This window comes from Micromonospora sp. NPDC050276, assembly GCF_044459545.1.
In the GTDB taxonomy this organism is placed as follows: domain Bacteria; phylum Actinomycetota; class Actinomycetes; order Mycobacteriales; family Micromonosporaceae; genus Micromonospora.
This window is the reverse complement of the sequence record NZ_JBITJA010000010.1, coordinates 22,107-39,203: the sequence shown is the minus strand read 5'-3', so window position 1 is coordinate 39,203 and position 17,097 is coordinate 22,107. Positions and strand designations below refer to the sequence as shown.

General features: G+C 72.0%; 19 protein-coding genes and 1 tRNA gene. 10 read left to right on the top strand and 10 right to left on the bottom strand.

The window, feature by feature from the left end; all coding sequences use genetic code 11:
• Positions 1-5 precede the first annotated feature (5 nt).
• Genes ACIBF8_RS22325 through ACIBF8_RS22300 form a run of 6 tightly spaced genes read right to left on the bottom strand, consistent with a single transcriptional unit; the run spans position 6 to position 5,603 of the window.
• Positions 6-1,535 carry a SpoIIE family protein phosphatase gene (locus ACIBF8_RS22325; protein WP_396785528.1) on the bottom strand — a complete coding sequence of 510 codons (1,530 nt, stop codon included), beginning with the start codon at positions 1,533-1,535 and terminating at the stop codon, positions 6-8.
• A gap of 13 nt (positions 1,536-1,548) precedes the next feature.
• Positions 1,549-2,910, bottom strand: a complete 1,362-nt coding sequence (locus tag ACIBF8_RS22320; protein ID WP_396785291.1) for a sensor histidine kinase — start codon at positions 2,908-2,910, stop codon at positions 1,549-1,551.
• Entirely contained in the window at positions 2,907-3,920 is a 1,014-nt protein-coding gene (locus tag ACIBF8_RS22315; RefSeq protein ID WP_396785526.1) for a SpoIIE family protein phosphatase, read from the bottom strand. Before ACIBF8_RS22315 ends, ACIBF8_RS22320 begins: the two co-directional genes overlap by 4 nt.
• Positions 3,917-4,336 (bottom strand): ATP-binding protein, encoded by a 420-nt coding sequence (locus tag ACIBF8_RS22310; RefSeq protein WP_396785290.1) that lies wholly within the window; start codon positions 4,334-4,336, stop codon positions 3,917-3,919. The genes ACIBF8_RS22315 and ACIBF8_RS22310 overlap by 4 nt, the downstream gene beginning before the upstream one ends.
• Entirely contained in the window at positions 4,333-4,743 is a 411-nt protein-coding gene (locus ACIBF8_RS22305; protein ID WP_112586344.1) for an STAS domain-containing protein, read from the bottom strand. The genes ACIBF8_RS22310 and ACIBF8_RS22305 overlap by 4 nt, the downstream gene beginning before the upstream one ends.
• Positions 4,743-5,603: an STAS domain-containing protein gene (locus ACIBF8_RS22300; protein WP_396785289.1), complete on the bottom strand. Its 861-nt coding sequence runs from the start codon at positions 5,601-5,603 to the stop codon at positions 4,743-4,745. The genes ACIBF8_RS22305 and ACIBF8_RS22300 overlap by 1 nt, the downstream gene beginning before the upstream one ends.
• A gap of 162 nt (positions 5,604-5,765) precedes the next feature.
• On the opposite strand from ACIBF8_RS22300, the gene ACIBF8_RS22295 reads away from it, so the two are divergent.
• Positions 5,766-6,122: an STAS domain-containing protein gene (locus tag ACIBF8_RS22295; protein ID WP_007454464.1), complete on the top strand. Its 357-nt coding sequence runs from the start codon at positions 5,766-5,768 to the stop codon at positions 6,120-6,122.
• 13 nt (positions 6,123-6,135) lie between these two features.
• Here ACIBF8_RS22295 and ACIBF8_RS22290 read toward each other — a convergent pair whose 3' ends face one another.
• The gene (locus tag ACIBF8_RS22290; RefSeq protein ID WP_396785287.1) at positions 6,136-7,416 is read right to left on the bottom strand and encodes an MFS transporter; all 1,281 of its coding nucleotides are present in this window, start codon (positions 7,414-7,416) and stop codon (positions 6,136-6,138) included.
• Between the two features lie 50 nt (positions 7,417-7,466).
• Between ACIBF8_RS22290 and ACIBF8_RS22285 the strand changes: the two genes are divergently transcribed.
• From ACIBF8_RS22285 to ACIBF8_RS22270, 4 genes are all read left to right on the top strand, one after another.
• Positions 7,467-8,153 (top strand): FadR/GntR family transcriptional regulator, encoded by a 687-nt coding sequence (locus ACIBF8_RS22285; protein ID WP_396785286.1) that lies wholly within the window; start codon positions 7,467-7,469, stop codon positions 8,151-8,153.
• Positions 8,154-8,192: 39 nt separating this feature from the next.
• Positions 8,193-8,654 (top strand): large conductance mechanosensitive channel protein MscL, encoded by a 462-nt coding sequence (mscL, locus tag ACIBF8_RS22280; protein ID WP_396785284.1) that lies wholly within the window; start codon positions 8,193-8,195, stop codon positions 8,652-8,654.
• An 81-nt stretch (positions 8,655-8,735) separates the two neighbouring features.
• Complete coding sequence (locus ACIBF8_RS22275) at positions 8,736-8,987, top strand: hypothetical protein (protein ID WP_238642919.1); 252 nt, start codon at positions 8,736-8,738, stop codon at positions 8,985-8,987.
• A gap of 72 nt (positions 8,988-9,059) precedes the next feature.
• Positions 9,060-9,431 carry a hypothetical protein gene (locus ACIBF8_RS22270; protein ID WP_396785283.1) on the top strand — a complete coding sequence of 124 codons (372 nt, stop codon included), beginning with the start codon at positions 9,060-9,062 and terminating at the stop codon, positions 9,429-9,431.
• A gap of 67 nt (positions 9,432-9,498) precedes the next feature.
• Here ACIBF8_RS22270 and ACIBF8_RS22265 read toward each other — a convergent pair whose 3' ends face one another.
• Positions 9,499-10,734, bottom strand: a complete 1,236-nt coding sequence (locus tag ACIBF8_RS22265; RefSeq protein WP_396785282.1) for a benzoate/H(+) symporter BenE family transporter — start codon at positions 10,732-10,734, stop codon at positions 9,499-9,501.
• Between the two features lie 55 nt (positions 10,735-10,789).
• Between ACIBF8_RS22265 and ACIBF8_RS22260 the strand changes: the two genes are divergently transcribed.
• The 4 genes from ACIBF8_RS22260 to ACIBF8_RS22245 all read left to right on the top strand — a co-directional run bounded on the left by ACIBF8_RS22260 (position 10,790) and on the right by ACIBF8_RS22245 (position 14,785).
• Positions 10,790-11,350 (top strand): helix-turn-helix domain-containing protein, encoded by a 561-nt coding sequence (locus ACIBF8_RS22260; protein ID WP_396785280.1) that lies wholly within the window; start codon positions 10,790-10,792, stop codon positions 11,348-11,350.
• Between the two features lie 102 nt (positions 11,351-11,452).
• The gene (locus ACIBF8_RS22255; protein WP_357805322.1) at positions 11,453-12,172 is read left to right on the top strand and encodes a protein phosphatase 2C domain-containing protein; all 720 of its coding nucleotides are present in this window, start codon (positions 11,453-11,455) and stop codon (positions 12,170-12,172) included.
• Positions 12,173-12,279: 107 nt separating this feature from the next.
• Positions 12,280-13,470, top strand: coding sequence for an enhanced intracellular survival protein Eis (eis, locus tag ACIBF8_RS22250; RefSeq protein ID WP_396785278.1), 1,191 nt, complete (start codon positions 12,280-12,282; stop codon positions 13,468-13,470).
• A 121-nt stretch (positions 13,471-13,591) separates the two neighbouring features.
• Entirely contained in the window at positions 13,592-14,785 is a 1,194-nt protein-coding gene (locus tag ACIBF8_RS22245; RefSeq protein WP_396785524.1) for a hypothetical protein, read from the top strand.
• Positions 14,786-14,899: 114 nt separating this feature from the next.
• Here ACIBF8_RS22245 and ACIBF8_RS22240 read toward each other — a convergent pair whose 3' ends face one another.
• On the bottom strand, positions 14,900-15,982 hold the full coding sequence (locus tag ACIBF8_RS22240; protein WP_396785276.1) for an NAD-dependent epimerase/dehydratase family protein: 1,083 nt from the start codon (positions 15,980-15,982) through the stop codon (positions 14,900-14,902).
• Between the two features lie 234 nt (positions 15,983-16,216).
• Positions 16,217-16,519: a hypothetical protein gene (locus tag ACIBF8_RS22235; RefSeq protein ID WP_396785274.1), complete on the bottom strand. Its 303-nt coding sequence runs from the start codon at positions 16,517-16,519 to the stop codon at positions 16,217-16,219.
• A 124-nt stretch (positions 16,520-16,643) separates the two neighbouring features.
• Here ACIBF8_RS22235 and ACIBF8_RS22230 point away from each other — a divergent pair.
• Positions 16,644-16,787, top strand: a tRNA-Lys gene (locus ACIBF8_RS22230).
• The last annotated feature ends 310 nt before the right edge of the window (positions 16,788-17,097 follow it).

Genomic DNA, 17,097 nt, shown 5'->3' with positions numbered 1-17,097 from the left:
CACGCTCAGCGTCGGCGCAGGACGACCACGGCCACGTCGTCCTGGATCTCCGGTGGTGCCAGCTCGACCAGCAGCCGCTCGCAGAACCGCTCCAGGTCCTCGTCGACGGTGCCGGTCAGCGCGGCGAGCGCCGCCAACCCCTCGTCGATGGTGGCGTCCCGACGCTCGATCAGCCCGTCGGTGTAGAACACCAGCGTGGCCCCGGCCGGCAGCACGAACTCCAGGTCGGCCGGGCGAGGGGCACGGACGCCGAGCAGCGGAGCGGAGTGCTGCACGAACTCGACCTTGCCGTCCATGCTGAGCAGCGGCGGAAGATGCCCGGCACTGGCCAGCCGGACCCGGCCGCTCGGTGGATGCAGCAGCAGTACGCAGAGCGTCGCCAGCTCGTTCGGCAACAACGTCCGCATCAGCTCGTTGACCCGGTGCAGGATCTCGCCGGGCTGGTGGCCCTCGACCGCGTACGCCCGCACCGCGTGCCGAAGCTCGGCCATCACGGTGGCCGCGTGCAGCGAGTGGCCGGCGACGTCCCCGATCGCCAGCAGCAGGTGCCCGTCGAGCATGACCAGCTCGTAGAAGTCGCCACCCACCTCGGTCTGTGCGCTGGCCGGCTCGTAGCGCACCGCGAGGTCCAGGCCGGCCACTGTGGGCAGCCCACGCGGGAGCAGGCTGCGTTGGAGGGTGACCGCGATGCGGTGCTCCTCGTCGAACGAGCGTTGCGCCTCCACGGCCGCCGCCACCGCCTGCGCCAACTGCTTGAGCACCGGCGTCCGAGCGGTCTGGGTGGCGGTCGGCACCACCACGTACAGCGGGGCGCGGTCCTCGCGCAGCCGGGCGGCGGCGACCGTCACCGTGTCGTCCGCCGGCCAGTCGACCAGCGACCAGTTCGCCGGGGTCTGCACCCGGACCGTGGCCCCGGTCGGCACCCCGGTGTCGTCGACGACCCATGGCACCACGGCGGCCGACGCGCCGGGACCCGTGCAGATCCCCGCGAGGCAGTCGCCGTCGAACGTCTCGGCGATCACCGCAGCCGGGCTCTTGAAGATCTCGGCGGCCCCCTCGGCGGCGGCCTCCAGCAGGCGCGCGAAGGTCGGCGCGGCGTGCACGGCCACGGTCGTGTCGGCCAACCCGAGCAACCGCTCGGCGAGCAGTTCGGCGCGCTGCCGTGCCTGGTAGTAGCGCAGCACCGCCCGGGTGGTGGCGATCAGCTCCTCCGGCTCGATGGGCTCGGTGAGGTACGCGTCCGCACCCCGGGTCAGCCCCTGGGCGCGGTCGGCGACGTCCACGGCGTGCGCCGACACGTGGACCACCGGCATCGCCGGATGCCGCGCTTTGATCTGTTCGCAGACCTCGTAGCCGCTCAGGTCGGGCAGCCGGACGTCGAGCACCACCAGGTCGATCCGGTCCACCTCGACCCGAGCCAGCGCCTCGGCACCGTTCTCGGCCTCCAGCACGGCGAAACCGGCCCGGGTCAGCCAACTGACCAACAGGTAGCGCTTGGTGCGACTGTCATCGACCACCAGGATGGTCGCCGGCATGGCGTCCACGCCGTCACGCTCCCCCGACGGGCAGGGACACCGTGAATGTGCTGCCCCGACCCGGCGCGCTGGTCAACTCCAGCGTCCCGCCGAGCAGCGTCACCAACCGCCGGGCGTACGGCAGCCCGAGGCCGGTGCCGCCGACCCGGGTGGCGCCGGGCACCTGGTAGAACTCCTCGAAGATCCGGTCGTGCAGCTCGGGAGCGATGCCCGGCCCGGTGTCGCTGACCTCGAACTGCCAACGGTCGTCGTGCTGGCGGGCCCGCAGTCGCACCTCACCGCGCTCGGTGAACTTCAATCCGTTGTGCAGCAGATTGCGCAGCACCTGGCCGAGCAGCACCTCGTCGGTGCGCAGCACGGCCGGCGCGGTCGGCTCCTCCACGACCAGCTCCACCTCCGGGCGGGTGGCCAGTGCGCGCAGGGTGCCGCGCAGTTGACCGAAGACCGGTCGCAGGTCGACGTCGGCCAGGTCCGGCTCGATCCGGCCGGATTCCGCCTTGGCCAGGTCGAGGAGTTCGTTGACCAGGCCGAGCAGGTCCGCGGCGGACGAGCGGATCAGGTCGACCTGGCGGCCCTGCTCGTCGGTGAGCGGGTCGGAGGCCGAATCGGTGAGCAGCCGGCCCAGGCCGATGATCGCGGTGACCGGGGCGCGCAGCTCGTGGCTCACGTTGGCCAGGAACCGGCTCTTCGACTCGCTCGCCGCGCGGAGCTGGGCCGACTTCTCGTCCAGCTCGGCGTAGAGGGCGACGACACCGCGGTTGGTCTCCTCCAACTCCTCGGTGAGCTGGTTGTAGAGCGCCAGCACACCCCGGTTGGTCTCGGCCAGCTCCTCGTTCAGCACGGCCAGCTCGTCGCGCTGGCTGCGCACCTCGTCGAGTGCGGCGACGAGCTGCCCGTTCTGCACGGTCAGCTCATCCAGCGCACTGGCCGGTGCGATACGGCCGAGTTCGGTACGGAACTCGGCGAGCCGCTCCGGGGTTGGCGTCGGCGCGTTGGCCGGGACTCGTCGGGACATCCTCACGACCGTAACCCCCTCGACGGTCGACACGCTCAGTGTGTCGACCAGTCGGGACACCGCGCCGGACTGCGGCTCGTAGCGGCCGTCCGGGAGTGGGGACACCGGGGCCAGATCGGCGCGCAGGTGGAACCGACCGTCGGCACCCGCGTCGACGTGGAAGGAGACGTCCGCGCCGCCGGTCGTCCGCAGCAGGTCCCGGGCCACCTCACTGAGCGCGGTGGCGATCCGTACCTGGTCCTGGTGTTCGAGGCCGACCACGGCGGCCACCTCGCGCCCCCGCTGACGGATCACGAAGATGTCCTGCTCGACCCGCAGCGCCATCTGCAGCAGCGGCAGCGCAGCCGGCTCGCCGGTCATGCCCACGCCCTCGCGACCAGTACGCAGGCGTCATCACGTCGTGTGCCGGCGTCGCGCAGCAGGGTCGCCGCCATGACCAGTGGGGATCGCTCGGCCAGGCCGGGGTAGTCGGCCGACCGCCACCGGTCGACCACCCCGTCGCTGTGCATCACCAGTCGGGCACCCGGACCGAACGGGTAGTCGTACTCCCGGATCGCCGGCCGTTGGTGGCCGGCGATGCCGGGCAGCGACACCAGCCCTCGACGGTGGCCGTCGCCCTCGACGATGGCGCCGGAGATGTTGCCCAGGCCGGCGTAGTGCAGCACACCGGCCGCCGGCACCAACTCGGCGACCGCGAGCGCGGCGCCACGGGTATGCGACATGCTCCGGTGCAGGTGACCGACCACCGTCGCCGGTGGGCCGGCGGGAGCGTCGCGGAACGCGGCCAGTGCCGCGTCGGTGGCGGCCCCGGCCAGCGGACCGTGCCCCAACCCGTCGCTGACCAGCACCTGGTGCCGCCCGTCGGCGACCCGGACGGCGTAACCGTCGCCGCTGACCGTCTCGCCGGTGAGCGGTCGGGCGAGGGCACCGGCCCAGGACGGCCGCGCCGCCTCCGCCGGCCAGACCTGCACGGCGAGGACCGTGCCCCGGCCGGGCAGCGAGTATCCGTCGAACCAGCTGGCCTGGCGGACGATGGCACCCAGACCGATGCCGAGCGTGCCGGTGGTGGAGTGCCCGTCCTGGAACGAGACGGTCAGGTCGGCCATGCCGGGCCCGGAGTCGATGGCCACCAACTCCACACCGGCCTGCCCCGCGCGGCGTACCGGCCGGAGCAACAGGACGCCGTCATCGGCGTGCTTGACCAGGTTGCTGGTCAGCTCGGCCACGACGATGGCCAGGTCGGCGATGCGCGCCGCCCCCATCTCCACCTGCGCGCCGAGGCGCTCCGCGGCACGCCGGACGGCGCTCGCCGCGCTGCTGGCCTCGACCCGAAACCAGATGCCACTGTCGGTGACCGCGTCGCCGTTCACCTTGACCACTTGGTGACCGTGATCCGCGTACCACTCTCCGCTGACGTCTCGATCTGGAACTCGTCGACCAGGCGTCGGGCGCCACTGAGCCCGAGGCCGAGCCCGCCGCCGGTGGTGTAGCCGTCGGTGAGAGCCAGGTCCAGGTCCGGGATGCCCGGCCCGGAGTCGGCGAAGATGATCTGTACGCCCTTGCGTCGACCGTTGTCCACGGTCGTCACCTCGACCGCCCCGCCGCCGCCGTACACCAGGGTGTTGCGGGCCAGCTCGCTCGCGGCGGTGACCACCTTGGTCTGGTCGACGAGGGACAGCTTGACGGCCACTGCGACGGCGCGGACCAACTGCCGGACGCGCACCACGTCCTCATCGCTGCGAACCGACTGCGCCTGTGGCTGGCCCAGGTCGATGCCCGCGGTCACGGCGTGGCCGTCTCGGCGTCCGGATCGTCGTCGAGCTGGTAGTCGAGCTCGTCGGCGTGGGCCGCCGCGATCAGCTCCATGCCGCGCTCGACGTTCAGCGCGGTGCGGATGCCGTTCAGCGACAGCCCGAGTTCGACAAGGGTGATGGCGACGGCCGGACGCATTCCGACGACGACCGTCTCCGCGTCGAGCACCTTGGAGATCGACGCGATGGTGGAGAGCATCCGACCGACGAAGGAGTCGACGATGTCGAGTGCGGTGATGTCGATGATGACGCCGTGGCAGCCGGTGGCGACGATCCGTTCGGCCAGGTCCTCCTGAAGCTGGACCGCCGTCTGGTCGGACATGTCCAGCTGGATGGAGACGAGCAGGATGTCCCCGATCTTGAGGATCGGCACCCGTTCCATCAGGCGTCCCGGCGCGGCGGGCGGCGGGCGGTCTCCACCCCGTTGAGTCGCAGCACGTGGCGCAGCGCGTCGGCGAGGCTCGCCTTGGTGGCGATGTCACCGAACTCGATGCCCAGCGCCACGATGGTCTGCGCGATCTGCGGGCGGATGCCGGAGATGATGCAGTCGGCACCCATCAGCCGGGCGGCCACCACGGTCTTCAGGATGTGCTGGGCGACCTGGGTGTCCACCGCCGGAACGCCGGTGATGTCGATGATCGCGTACGGCGAGCTGGTGTCGACCAGGGTCTGCAACAGCCGCTCCATGACGACCTGAGCGCGGGCCGAGTCCAGGGTGCCGACCAGCGGAACGGCGACCACACCCTCCCAGAGCTTGACCACCGGCGTGGAGAGCTCGAGCAGCTGCTCGGCCTGGTCGGCGATCAGGCTCTCCCGGGTGCGCACGAAGCTCTCGAAGGTGAACAGGCCCATCTCGTCGACCAGCTTGGCGAAGGCGATGTAGTCGTGCAGCGCGTTCGTGCCGCCGGCCTCCTGCACCAGCTCGGCCAGCACGTCCTTCAGCGCGAAGATGCTGATCGTGGTCTCGGTCGCGGAGAAGCCCTGCCGGGCTCGGCCACGGGACAGCTCGGCCAGCGCGGCGCGCAGCTCGGCGGCGTTCTCGGCGGACAGGTCGATGTCGCCCTGCTCGCCGGTGGCGACGATGGCGCGGTGCAGGTCCTGGACCTGTCGGCGCAGCTCGGCCTGGCTCAACCGGCCCCGCAACGAACTGGTGACGATCTCGGTCCACCGAGACGTGACGCGTTCGTCCTGCCCGCTGAGCAGCGCGGCGAGCCGACCACTTTCTTCGGTGCTCAACGCCATTTCGAACCCCCTTGACCTGGACCGGGCGGACTCTATCACCGGGGGCTGACCAACTACTTGCCCCGTAGCAACGGAATGACGATGGCCACCGGATCACGGCTCCCCTTCTGCGTTCGACCCCGGTCGTGGGATACCGTTCCCCCGATAACAGGAGGTCTGGCGATGTCGTTGACGGTGCACACGGAACAACGCGGCGATGTGGTCGTCGTGTCGGTCGCGGGCGAGCTGGACATGGCGACTGCACCGCAGCTGCAGGACCAGATCACCGACCTGCTCGACAAGGGCCGCAACCGGCTGGTGTTCGACCTGGCGGACGTCTCGTTCTGCGACTCGACCGGTCTGTCGGTCTTCGTCCGCGCCAAGAACAGCTGCGACGAGGCCGGCGGCGTGGTCCGGCTGGCCGCCCCGCAGCGCGGGGTGCTGCGCATCCTTGAGGTGAGCGGGCTGGTCGAGGTGCTGCACACCTACCCGACGGTGGATGAGGCGGTCGCCGGCGAACCGACGCCGGCCTCCTCCTGACCGTCGGCGTTCGTCACTCGTCCTCGACGTAACGGGGACGAGCGATAGCCATGCCCGCCGTCGTCTGCACGGCGAGGGCACCCAGCAGGAACCCGATCGGCGCGGTCCAGCCGCCGGTGGCCTCGTAGAGGATGCCGACCAGCAGCGGGCCGAGGGCGGCGATCACATATCCGGTGCTCTGCGCGAACGCGGAGAGCGCGACCGTCCCCTCGGCGGTGCGGGCGCGCAGGCCGATGGCGGTCAGGATCATCGGGAACGCGCCCTGACCGATGGCCAACAGGGTGACCCAGAGCAGTGCGGCACCGTGCGGAGCGAGCGCCAACCCCAGGTAGGCCAGCGCCGACGCGGTGGTCAGCCCGAGCACCAGCGGACGCAGGCTGCCCAGCCGACCGGCCAGGGTGGGCATCAGCAACGCGATCGGCACGCCGAGCGCGGTCACCCCGGCGAGCAGCAGCCCGGCCGACTCCGGCTGGTAACCGGCGTCGCGGAACAGCTGGGCCAGCCAGCCCATGATCGCGTACCCGCTGAGCGACTGCGCCCCGAAGTAGACGGCCATCGCCCAGCCGAGCCGGGTCCGCGCCGGCCGCACCCGCGTCGGCGCGGCGACGGCCGCCGTCGGGGTCGCCCGCCGCGCGGCGGCGCGGGTTCGCAGCGCCAGCGGCACCCACGGGAGTACGGCCACCGCGGCCATCGCTGCCCAGACGCCGAGCCCGGCCCGCCAGGACCCGAAGGCGTGCGCGATCGGCACCGCGGAGGCGGCGGCCACCGTCGTGCCCACCGTCAACGCCATCGTGTACGCCCCGGTGACCAGGCCCGTACGGTGCGGGAAGTGCTGCTTGACGAGCATCGGCAGCAGGATGTTGGCGACCGCGATGCCGGACAGCGCCAGCGCGCTGGTGAGCACGAAGATCAGGGCCGAGTCGGTGGCGACCCGGAGCACCTGGCCGACGGCGAGGGCGAGCATGGCGACCACCAGCACCCGGGCCGGCGCCACCCGGCGGACGAGCCACGGGGTGAGCGCGCCGAGGCCGGCGAACGCGATGGTCGGCAGGGTGGTGACCAGACCGGCGGTGACGCCGGACAGGCCCAGCCCGTAGCGAACCTCGTCGAGCAGTGCGCCGAGGCTGGTCACCACGGCACGCAGGTTGAGCGCGACCAGCAGCATCCCGACCAGCACCAGCGCGCCGCCGGTCGCCGGGTGCGTCCGCCGGCCGGCACCGGGGTCCCGCGTCGGGCGAGGGTCGACGGCGACGGGAGCGGGCGGTGCCGGGGCGGCGGTTGGTGGCGGGGTCATAACCGCTAACCTACAATCATGGGATGAATTTGGGACCGGTGATGTAACCAGTGCCACCGTCAGTCAATTCCGCCCCGCCGGTGCCGCCCCGCGGTCACCGGGTCCGGCAGACCACCGAGCAACTCCGCGCCCGGATCCTCGGCGGCGAATGGCCCGTCGGCGGGCGCATCCCCACCGAGCCGCAACTGGTCGCCGCACTGGGCGTCGGGCGCAACACGGTCCGCGAGGCGGTCCGCGCCCTGGTGCACGCCGGGGTGCTGGAGTGCCGCCAGGGCTCCGGCACCTACGTGGTGTCCACCGACGAACTGGCGCCGGTTGTCGCCCGGCGACTCGGCGACGACCGGATGACCGAGGTCATCGAGGTGCGCCGCGCCTTCGAGGTGGAGGCCGCCCGGCTCGCCGCGCTGAGGCGTACCCCGGAGGACCTGGCGGCGCTCGACGGCGCGCTCGCCCGGCGGGAGGCCGCCTGGCACGGCGGCCGGGTCGACGCGTTCGTCGAGGCCGACGCGGCGCTGCACACGGCGGTGGTCGCCGCCGCGCACAACACCATGCTCGCCGAGCTGTACGGCTCGGTCGGCACCGCCCTGCGCAGCACGGTCGCCCAGGCCACGGGCGGGGCGCTCACCCCCGAGCGCTACGTCGACCACACCCGGTTGGTCGAGGCGATCCGGGCCGGCGATCCCGGTCGGGCGGCGCTCGAGGCCGGCGCTTTTCTGGAACCCGCCGAGCGGGCATAGGTTGTGCCGGACAGAAAAGCGGACACCTCGGGAGTACGAATGCTCAAGGGCTTCAAAGACTTCATCATGCGCGGCAACGTCGTCGACCTGGCGGTCGGCATCGTGATTGGCGCTGCTTTCACCGGCGTGGTCACCCAGCTCACCAAGTCGTTCCTTGAACCACTGATCAAGGCGCTGGGTGGCGGCACTGCCCTCTCGGCCGGGAAGTGGAAGATCAGCGACGGCAACTACGTGGACTGGGCAGCGTTCATCAACGCCGTGATCACCTTCCTGCTCACCGCCGCAGTGCTCTACTTCTTCGTGGTGTTCCCGATGAACAAGCTGGCCGAGCGGCGGCAGCGGGGCGAGGAGCCGCCGCCCTCGGCGCCGAGCGAGGAGGTCAAGCTGCTCACCGAGATCCGGGACGCGCTGGTCTCCGCCGGCCACGCCACCCCGGGCCAGCAGCGCGGGGCGCTGGACGACGTGCTGGGCCGTCGCACCGAGCCGCCGACGCAGCGCTGACCCGAACGGATGCACATCGGCCCCTGTGGGATTCCCGCAGGGGCCGCATCTTCTCGTACGTGTGTTCGATAGAGTCCCGCCATGGAGCAGCGAAAGCACTGGTGGAACGGGAAGTGGGGGCGGCTGGCCCGACGGGACGTCTTCCTGCGAGTGGACGCCGACCGGTGGCACGTCGAGCAACGGGCCGGCGGCGCCGAGGGCATCTCCCGTTTCTACGAGTACGGCAGTGCGGACGAGGCCGAGGACACCGTCCGGGCGCTGCTCGACGGCCCGGACACCTGGCGGGAGTTGTCCCCCCGTCCGCCCGGCAGCTGGACCCTCCCGAACGGTTGAGCGGGCGGGGCTGCCGGTGTGCGGGGCGGGCGGCGGCGTTTAGCGGCTCACCGCCCCGGGAACCGCGGTGAGATGGACCAGCAGGACGAGCAGCAGGCGACCATCTCGCGGATCACCACCGGGATGCCGGTGATCGACTCAGCCGGCACCGAGGTCGGCACCGTGGACCTCGTCCAGCGGGGCGACCCGAACGCGGTGACCGTCCAGACACCGACCGCCGACCCCGGCAGCAGTCTGGACGAGCTGATCGAGGCGACTGCGCTCGAGGAGCCGGACGTCCCGGCCGATCTGGCGGCGCGGCTGCTGCACAGCGGCTACCTGAAGGTCTCGACCGAACTGACCCGCACCGGCGCGGTCTACGTACCGGCCGACCGGATCGGGTCGGTGGCCGACGGCCGGGTCCTGCTGGCCGTCGGGGTGGCGGACCTGCCGCCCGAGGAGTGACCCCACCGCACTGATCGACTCGGGTTCAAGGAAATCGGGGCGTCCGGAGCCTTGGGATGGCCCGACTTCATGAAACCCGAGTGGATCTATCCGGCGCGGCGAGGGCGGGCTGCTCAGGCGCGGCGGGGGCGGGCGCATCCGGCGGGGCGGGTGGGCGGCGGCGGAAGAGCAGCAGCATCAGGCAGCCCGCGACCAGGCCCCAGAACGCGCCGCCCACACCGATCAGCGTCACCCCGGACGCGGTCACCACGAAGGTGACCACGGCGGCCTCGCGGGTCGCCGGGTCGGTCACCGCCGAGGCGAGCGCGGTGGCGAGGGCGCCCAGTAGCGCCAGCCCGGCGACGGCCTCGATGAGGATCGGCGGGGCCACCGCGACCAGCGTGGTGGCCACGCCAGCGCCCAGGCCGAGCACGGCCAGCCCGGCGCCGGCGGTCACCGAGGCGATCCACCGGCGCTCCGGGTCCGGGTGCGCGTCGGGGCCGGCGGCCAGCGCGGCGGTGATCGCCGCGAGGTTCACCGCGTGCCCGCCGGCCGGGGCGGCGAGCAGACTGGCCAGGCCGGTGGTCCGCAGCGCCGCACCGAACGGCGGACGGTAGCCGTAGCCGACCAGCACCGCCATGCCGGGTACGTTCTGCGCGGCCATGGTGACCAGAAACAGCGGCAGGGCCAGCCCCACCAGGGCGGACGCGTTCCAGGCCGGCGCGGTCAGCGTGACCGACGGGATCAGCGCGGCACCGGTCAGGCCGGCCGGCGGTGTGGTCAGCGCGATCGCCGCCACCGCCACCACCAGCGCGCCGGGTACTGCCCAGCGGCGGGCGAACCGGTGCAGCAGCAGCCAGCCGACCACCACCGGCCCGGCCACCATCGGCAGCTCGACCAGCGCGCGGACCGGCGCGGTGCACAGCGGCAGCAGCACCCCGGCGAGCATGGCGCCGGCCACCGGCTTGGGGATGGCGGCCACCGCCCGGCCAAGCGGCGGAAACAGCCCGGCCGCGACGATCAGCGCGCCGGAGACGAGGAAGGCACCCACCGCCACCCGCCATCCACCCGGCGGCGGCCCGGTCGCCACGAGCAGCGCCGCGCCCGGCGTGGACCAGGCCGCGCTCATCGGTATCCGGTACCGCCAGCCCAGCCAGGCGGCGACGAGCCCGCTCGCCACGCAGAGAGCGAGCAGACCGGAGGCGGCCTGCGCGTCCGACGCGCCCGCCGCTCGGAGCCCGGCCAGCACGACGGTGAACGAACTGGCGAAGCCGACGAGCGCGGTCACCGCACCCGCCAGCACCGGTTGCACGCGTCCGGCCACCCCACCCTCCCAACTGTTCCGTTTACGGAACGGAAGTGTGTAGCACGATAGCCGGGTGCCGCACCCACCACCAGACCCGCGTCCGGGCCTCGACGTGGACCCCGCCGTCGTCGGCCGCCGGGTCCGTGCCCTACGCGAGGAGCGAGGGCTCTCGCTGTCCACACTGGCCCGGCTCGCCGGCGTCGGAAAGGCCACTCTCTCCGGCCTGGAGCACGGCACCCGCAACCCGACCCTGGAGACGCTCTGGGCGGTGACCGCGCAGCTCGGCGTGCCGTTCACCGCCCTGCTGGCCGAACCAACGGCCGAGCCCACCGTGCACGGCACCGCGGTCACCGCCACCCTGCTGGAGGTGTTCACCGACACCGACGCGACCTACGAGCTGTACCGGATGCGGGTCGTGCCCGGCGTCACCCAACTCTCCCCCGCGCACGCGCCGGGGGTCACCGAGCACGTCACCGTCTTCGCCGGGGTGCTGCGCGCCGGGCCGGTCGACGCACCGCTGACCGCGCCGGCCGGTGGTCACCTCCGCTGGGTGTCGGACGTGCCACACAGCTACGCGGCGGTGGGTGACGAGGAGGTTTCCGCCAGCTTGCTCCTGCGCTACCCGCGCCGCTGAGGCCGGCCGAGCGGGCGCGCATCGTCGGAAATCGCAATCATTTCTCGACCTACGCAGGAGGCGTAGAGACGAATGCGGGTTGTTCTTGGCAAGCTTGACCCCATGACGCTGATCCTCCGCTCGGTCATCCTCAACGACATCGGCTTGGTTCGCACCAACAACGAGGACTCCGCCCTCGCCGGTGACCGCCTGATCGCCGTCGCCGACGGCATGGGTGGGCTGCCTGCGGGCGAGGTGGCGAGCGAGATCGTGATCCGGATCCTGGACGAGCTGGCTCCGCCCACCGACCCCGACAGCGCCGCCGACGCGCTACGCGCCGTGGTCAGCACCGCCAACCAGCGCATCCACGCCGCGATCACCGTCGACCCGAGCCGGGACGGCATGGGTACGACGCTCACCGCGGCGCTGCTGGCCGGGGAGACGCTGGTGCTGGCCCAGGTGGGTGACTCCCGCTGCTATCTGCTGCGCGACGGGGAGCTGACCCAGCTCACCCGGGACGACACGTTCGTGCAGGCACTCGTCGATCAGGGCACCCTCTCGCCGGAGCAGGCCCGCCACCACCCGCAGCGGTCCCTGGTGACCCGGGCCGTGCAGGGCGCCGACACTCCGCCTGCGGTCGGTGTGCTCACCGTGGTCCCCGGCGACCGGCTGCTGCTGTGCAGCGACGGGCTCTCCGACTACGTCGAGGACGAGGCCATCGCGGCGGCGCTGGGCATGTACGCCGACCGTCAGCAGTGCGGTGAGCAGTTGGTGAAGCTCGCCCATCACGCCGGCGCGCCGGACAACGTCACCGTCGTGGTCTCCGACGTCGTCGCCCGCTGACCCGCGGCGGCGCGGCCCGGACGGCCCGCACGGTCACCTGGCTCGGTTGATCCGTGGATCCCGCCAATCCGGTTGCCCCGACCATCCGGGCGGGTTGAGATGGGCGAATGACCATCCGCCGGGTGACCGACGACGACCGTCTCACCACCAGCTTTCCGCTGGCCGCGTACGCCTTCGAGTCCTCGCCGCTCAGTGCTGCCCGGACCGCGGAGTTCCGCGACTACCTGCCCTACAACCAGGGCAACCGGACGCTGATCGCTGAGGAGGACGGCACCACGCTGGCCGCCGTGTCGGCCATTCCGATGCGGCAGAACCTGCGCGGCGTGGTGCTGCCGATGGCGGGTGTCGCCGGGGTGGCAACCCATCCGCTGGCCCGCCGGCAGGGTCACGTCCGCACGTTGCTGCACCAGCTGCTCGACGAGATGCGCGACGAGGGGCATCCGGTCAGCGCGCTCTATCCGTTCCGGCCCAGCTTCTACGCCCGGTTCGGCTACGTCGGGCTGCCCAAGCCACGCCGGGTCACCTTCACCCCGGCCAACCTGGGCTCGCTGCTCACGGTGGACCTGCCCGGCGAGGTGGGCTGGGAACGCATCGCCGCCGGCTATCCGGCGTGGCGGGCGTTCACCGAGCGCAACCTCCAGGAACGACACGGCTTCGCGATCTTCCCGGACTACCGGGCGATCGGAATGCGCGACCGGGACGAGCACTGGCTGCTCACCGCGCGAGTGGCCGGGGAGGTCACCGGCGCGGTGACGTACCGGATCGACGAACACGGCGGCACGCTGCACGGCAACGAACTGCTGGTCACCGACCCGCTCGCGCGGGCGTTGCTGTTGCAGTTCTTCGCCCGGCACGTCGACCAGATCGAGCGGGTCACCGTCCAGGTCCCGCCGGACGAGTTGCCCGAGCTGTGGTTGACCGACCTGGACGTACACGTCGAGGCCCGAACGGCCGTGCCGGGTTCGTCCGCGCCGATGGCCCGACTGCTGTCGCTGGACGCGTTGCGTGGGCTGCCCGCCGGCCCGGGCCGGGTACGAATCGAGCTGACCGGGGACCGCTGGCTGGCCGGAACCCACCTGCTCGACGGCACGACCGGTGCGTTGGAGCTGGTCGACGACACCTCCGGCCCCGCGCCGACCGCCACGCTCACCGCCGCCGGGCTCTCCGCCCTCGCGTACGGGGTGCTGGACCCGGCCGAACTGCCCCTGCGCGGTCTGGGTGAGGTGCCGGTGGACGCCGCCACGGAGCTACGCGGCATCTTCCCCCGTCGGGTGCCGTACCTCTTCGCTGACTTCTGAGCGCGGTTTGCCGCCTCTGCCGCACCGGGCGGCGGGCGGCGGGCGCGGCTTAGCTGTGCCTTAAACCGGCTCGGTGGATTCGTCGCGACGCCGTCGCGGCTCCTAGCATCACGGGGTGCGCATGACGTCGCTTGCCGCTCTCCTCGTCCTCGGTGTCGCCACCGCGACCCTGCCCGCCTGCGCGCCCAACGACCCGGCCCCCGCCTTCGAAGCCGGCTCGTCCGCCTCGCCGACGCCGACCGGCGGTCAGAGCGAAGCGCCGGGGGCCCGCGACGGCCTCGGTGGCCCCGGGGCCAGCACGAGCCCGAAGCCCGCGAACAAGGTGCTCGCGGCCGGCAACCCGAACGGCAAGGCCACCGTGCCCGCCGAGGCGCGGGCGGTGGACACCTCGAAGCCGACCCGGACGATCGGCACCGGCACCCCGGCGAGCTGCACCTCCGCGGCGGTCGTGAAGGCCGTCGCGGCCGGCGGTGTCATCACGTTCAACTGTGGACCGGCCCCGGTGACCATCAAAATGGCCGCCACCGCGAAGGTCCGAAACGCCAACGGGCCGAAGGTGGTGCTGGACGGCGGCGGCACTGTCACGTTGAGCGGCCAGGGGCAGCGCCGCATCCTCTACATGAACACCTGCGACGAGGCCCAGGGCTACACCACCTCGCACTGCCAGAACCAGGATCACCCGCAGCTCACCGTGCAGAACCTGACCTTCGCCGACGGCAACTCCACCGGTGAGAAGGCCGAGGGCGGCGGCGGTGGGGCGATCTTCGTACGCGGCGGGCGGCTGAAGGTGGTCAACTCGCGCTTCGTCCGCAACCGCTGCGACCGCACCGGCCCCGACCTGGGTGGCGCGGCCATCCGGGTGCTGAGCCAATACGAGAACAAGCCGGTGTACGTGGTGGGCAGCACCTTCGGCGGCGCGTCCGGCCAGGGCGGTTCCTGCTCGAACGGGGGCGCGCTGAGCAGCATCGGCGTCTCCTGGGTGGTGCTGAACAGCGTCCTCAGCCACAACGAGGCGATCGGCAGCGGCGCCAACCCGGCGAAGTCCGGCACGCCCGGCGGCGGCAGCGGCGGCGCGATCTACTGCGACGGCAACGAGTTCACCGTACGGATCGCCGGCACGATCATCGAGAACAACAAGGCCAACGAGGGCGGCGGCGCGATCTTCTTCGTAAGCAACAACCGCACCGGCACCATGAAGATCGAAAACTCGACCCTGCGCCGCAACCCCAGCGCCCAGTTCGAGACCCGCGGCTTCCCCGGCATCTTCTTCCTCGGCGCCCGCAACCCCACGCTGTCCAACTCCAAGCTCTCCTAACGCTGCCCCCTGCCCCCCGGCCCCCGGGTGGCTCCCCCGGTGATCAAGAGGTTTCGGTCACCGGGGCGGCGTTTGCTGACCGAAAGCTCTTGATCAACGAACCGGGGGTGGGGGTCAGTAGGGATTTCCTTGGCCTGGGGGGCGGGCGTGCAGGAGAGCGGCGGGGCGGCCGGGGAGGTCCCGGGCGCCGGACATGGGTGGGCTCGCGGTGTGAGCGCCGTCGGCCATTCCGGCGAAGAGTTCCTTGAGCGCCGTCAGCGCACTGATCTTGGGCTGCCAGCCCAGCTCGGTCTCGGCGCGCTCGCTGGACATCAGCGGGGCGTTCAGACCCAGCTCCACCCAGCCCGCGTCGACCGGTTGCAGCCGCGCCCGCCAGGTCAGCGCCGCCGCCGCCCGCAGCACCGGCGCGGCGACCGGCACCGTCCAACCATGAAAGTGCCGGGCCACCAGCTCCGGAGTGAGCACCGGGTCCGCAGCGACATTGAAGGCACCGCGCGCATCACCCAACACCGCTCGGGCGTACGCATCGGCCACGTCGTCGGCGTGCACCGCCTGCATCCGTAACCGGCGGTTCGTCGGCACCAGCGGGATCCGACCGAAGCGCAGCAGCCGCACCGGCGCCAGCGGGCCGAGGAAGTAACGCGTGATCTCCGCACCGGCGGCCCGCTGGAAGATCAACCCGGGTCGCGTCCGCACCACCCGCAGCGTCGGGTGATCCCGTTCGACCCCGTCCAGCAGCGCCTCCACCTCGGCCTTGTGCTCGCTGTACGACGAGCCGGGGACGCCGGTGGCCGGCCACCGCTCGCTGATCGGGTGGTCCTTCGGGCCGGGCGCGTAGGTGCCGACCGACGAGGCGTACACCAGGGCGGGCACACCGGCCCGGACCACCGCGTCGATCACCGCCCGGCTGCCCTCGACGTTGGTCCGGCGCAGCACCCGCTGGTCGTGGCTGGGCTGGATCTGCCAGGCCAGGTGCACCACCGCGTCCGCACCCGCGAACACCTCGGCCAACTGTCCGGCCGCGCCCGGTGCGCCGATGTCGCAGGAGTGCCACTCCACCTGGTCGTACGGCTCGCCCGCATCCGGGCCGGGCAACCGTCGGACGACCCCGGCCAGTTCCACTCCCCGCTCCCGGCGCAGCCGCCGCAGCAGCGCCGTACCGACGTTGCCGCTCGCCCCCACCACCACGATCCGCATGCCCGACCCCGTACCCGCCCAGCCGCAGCTCAACCACCCACGCCGGCCCGCGGCTCGTGGCTCGCGGATCGAGGCCCGCGGCCCGCGGCACGCGACTCGAGGCCCGCGGCCCGCGGCCCGCGGCCCGCGGCACGCGGCACGCGGCACGCGGCACGCGGCTTGATCCACTCGACTTCCTGAAGGTCGGGGCATCCGACCTGGCAGGACAGCCCGACTTCCACAAACCCGAGTCGATCAAGGGCGAGGGGAGTCCCGTACCCAGCCGTGCTTCTCCTTCCCCCGCCGGCCGGTGGTGGCAGCCAGGCAGCGCGGACAGATCCAGCCCACCGCGTCCGCCTCAGTGAACACATCAGTGCCCGAGTAGTCGAAGCGCACATGCGGGAAGCGACGCAACCGGGTCCGGCTCAGTGCCAGCCCGCAGACCGTCTGGTTCTGGCCGGGCAGCCAGGCGTGCACTTCCCCACCCGGCTGACGTACGCCATCCCGCCCGACCTCCTCCCCGGAGGCCGCCACCGCCGGCGGGCTACTCGATCTCATGCCGGTCCTGATTCCCCACCGGCCCACACCCATGCGCCGCCCGGCGACACGACCAGTCGCAGCCATCGACGGCCGGCCGGAAGCCGAGAGTCGTCGGCGCTCACCGTCGGGTAACCTGAGCGCGCGGGCCGCTAGCTCAATGGCAGAGCTGTGGACTTTTAATCCATAGGTCACGAGGCATCGGATTGATAGATGCCCACGGAATGAATGCGCTTACCTGCAGAGTTCCGATCGCTTTCGTGGTGGGCACCGTCCTGTGTGGACCCGGGTCGCTCGACGGGTGCTCCTCAGGTTTCAACCACCCGCGATCAACCGATCCAGACCTGGCGCCTGCCCACCGGTGCGCTTCCCTACAGCGAAGGCCTCCTGGATAGTCCCGGCCGCCCCGGCCTTAGATGTGGCGCGCCATCCGATCGGGGCATACCTTGTGAGTAGCGAGTACTGGTGAGCAAAGTAGAGAAGGTACGCCCTTCAGTGCTGCAGGTCGGTCGTCGCGGCGTAGGTCGCGCGCGCCGCGCGCCGTCGTCTTCACACCCTAGACGCAGCGTAGTCGAAATAATTCGATCACGCGGCCAATC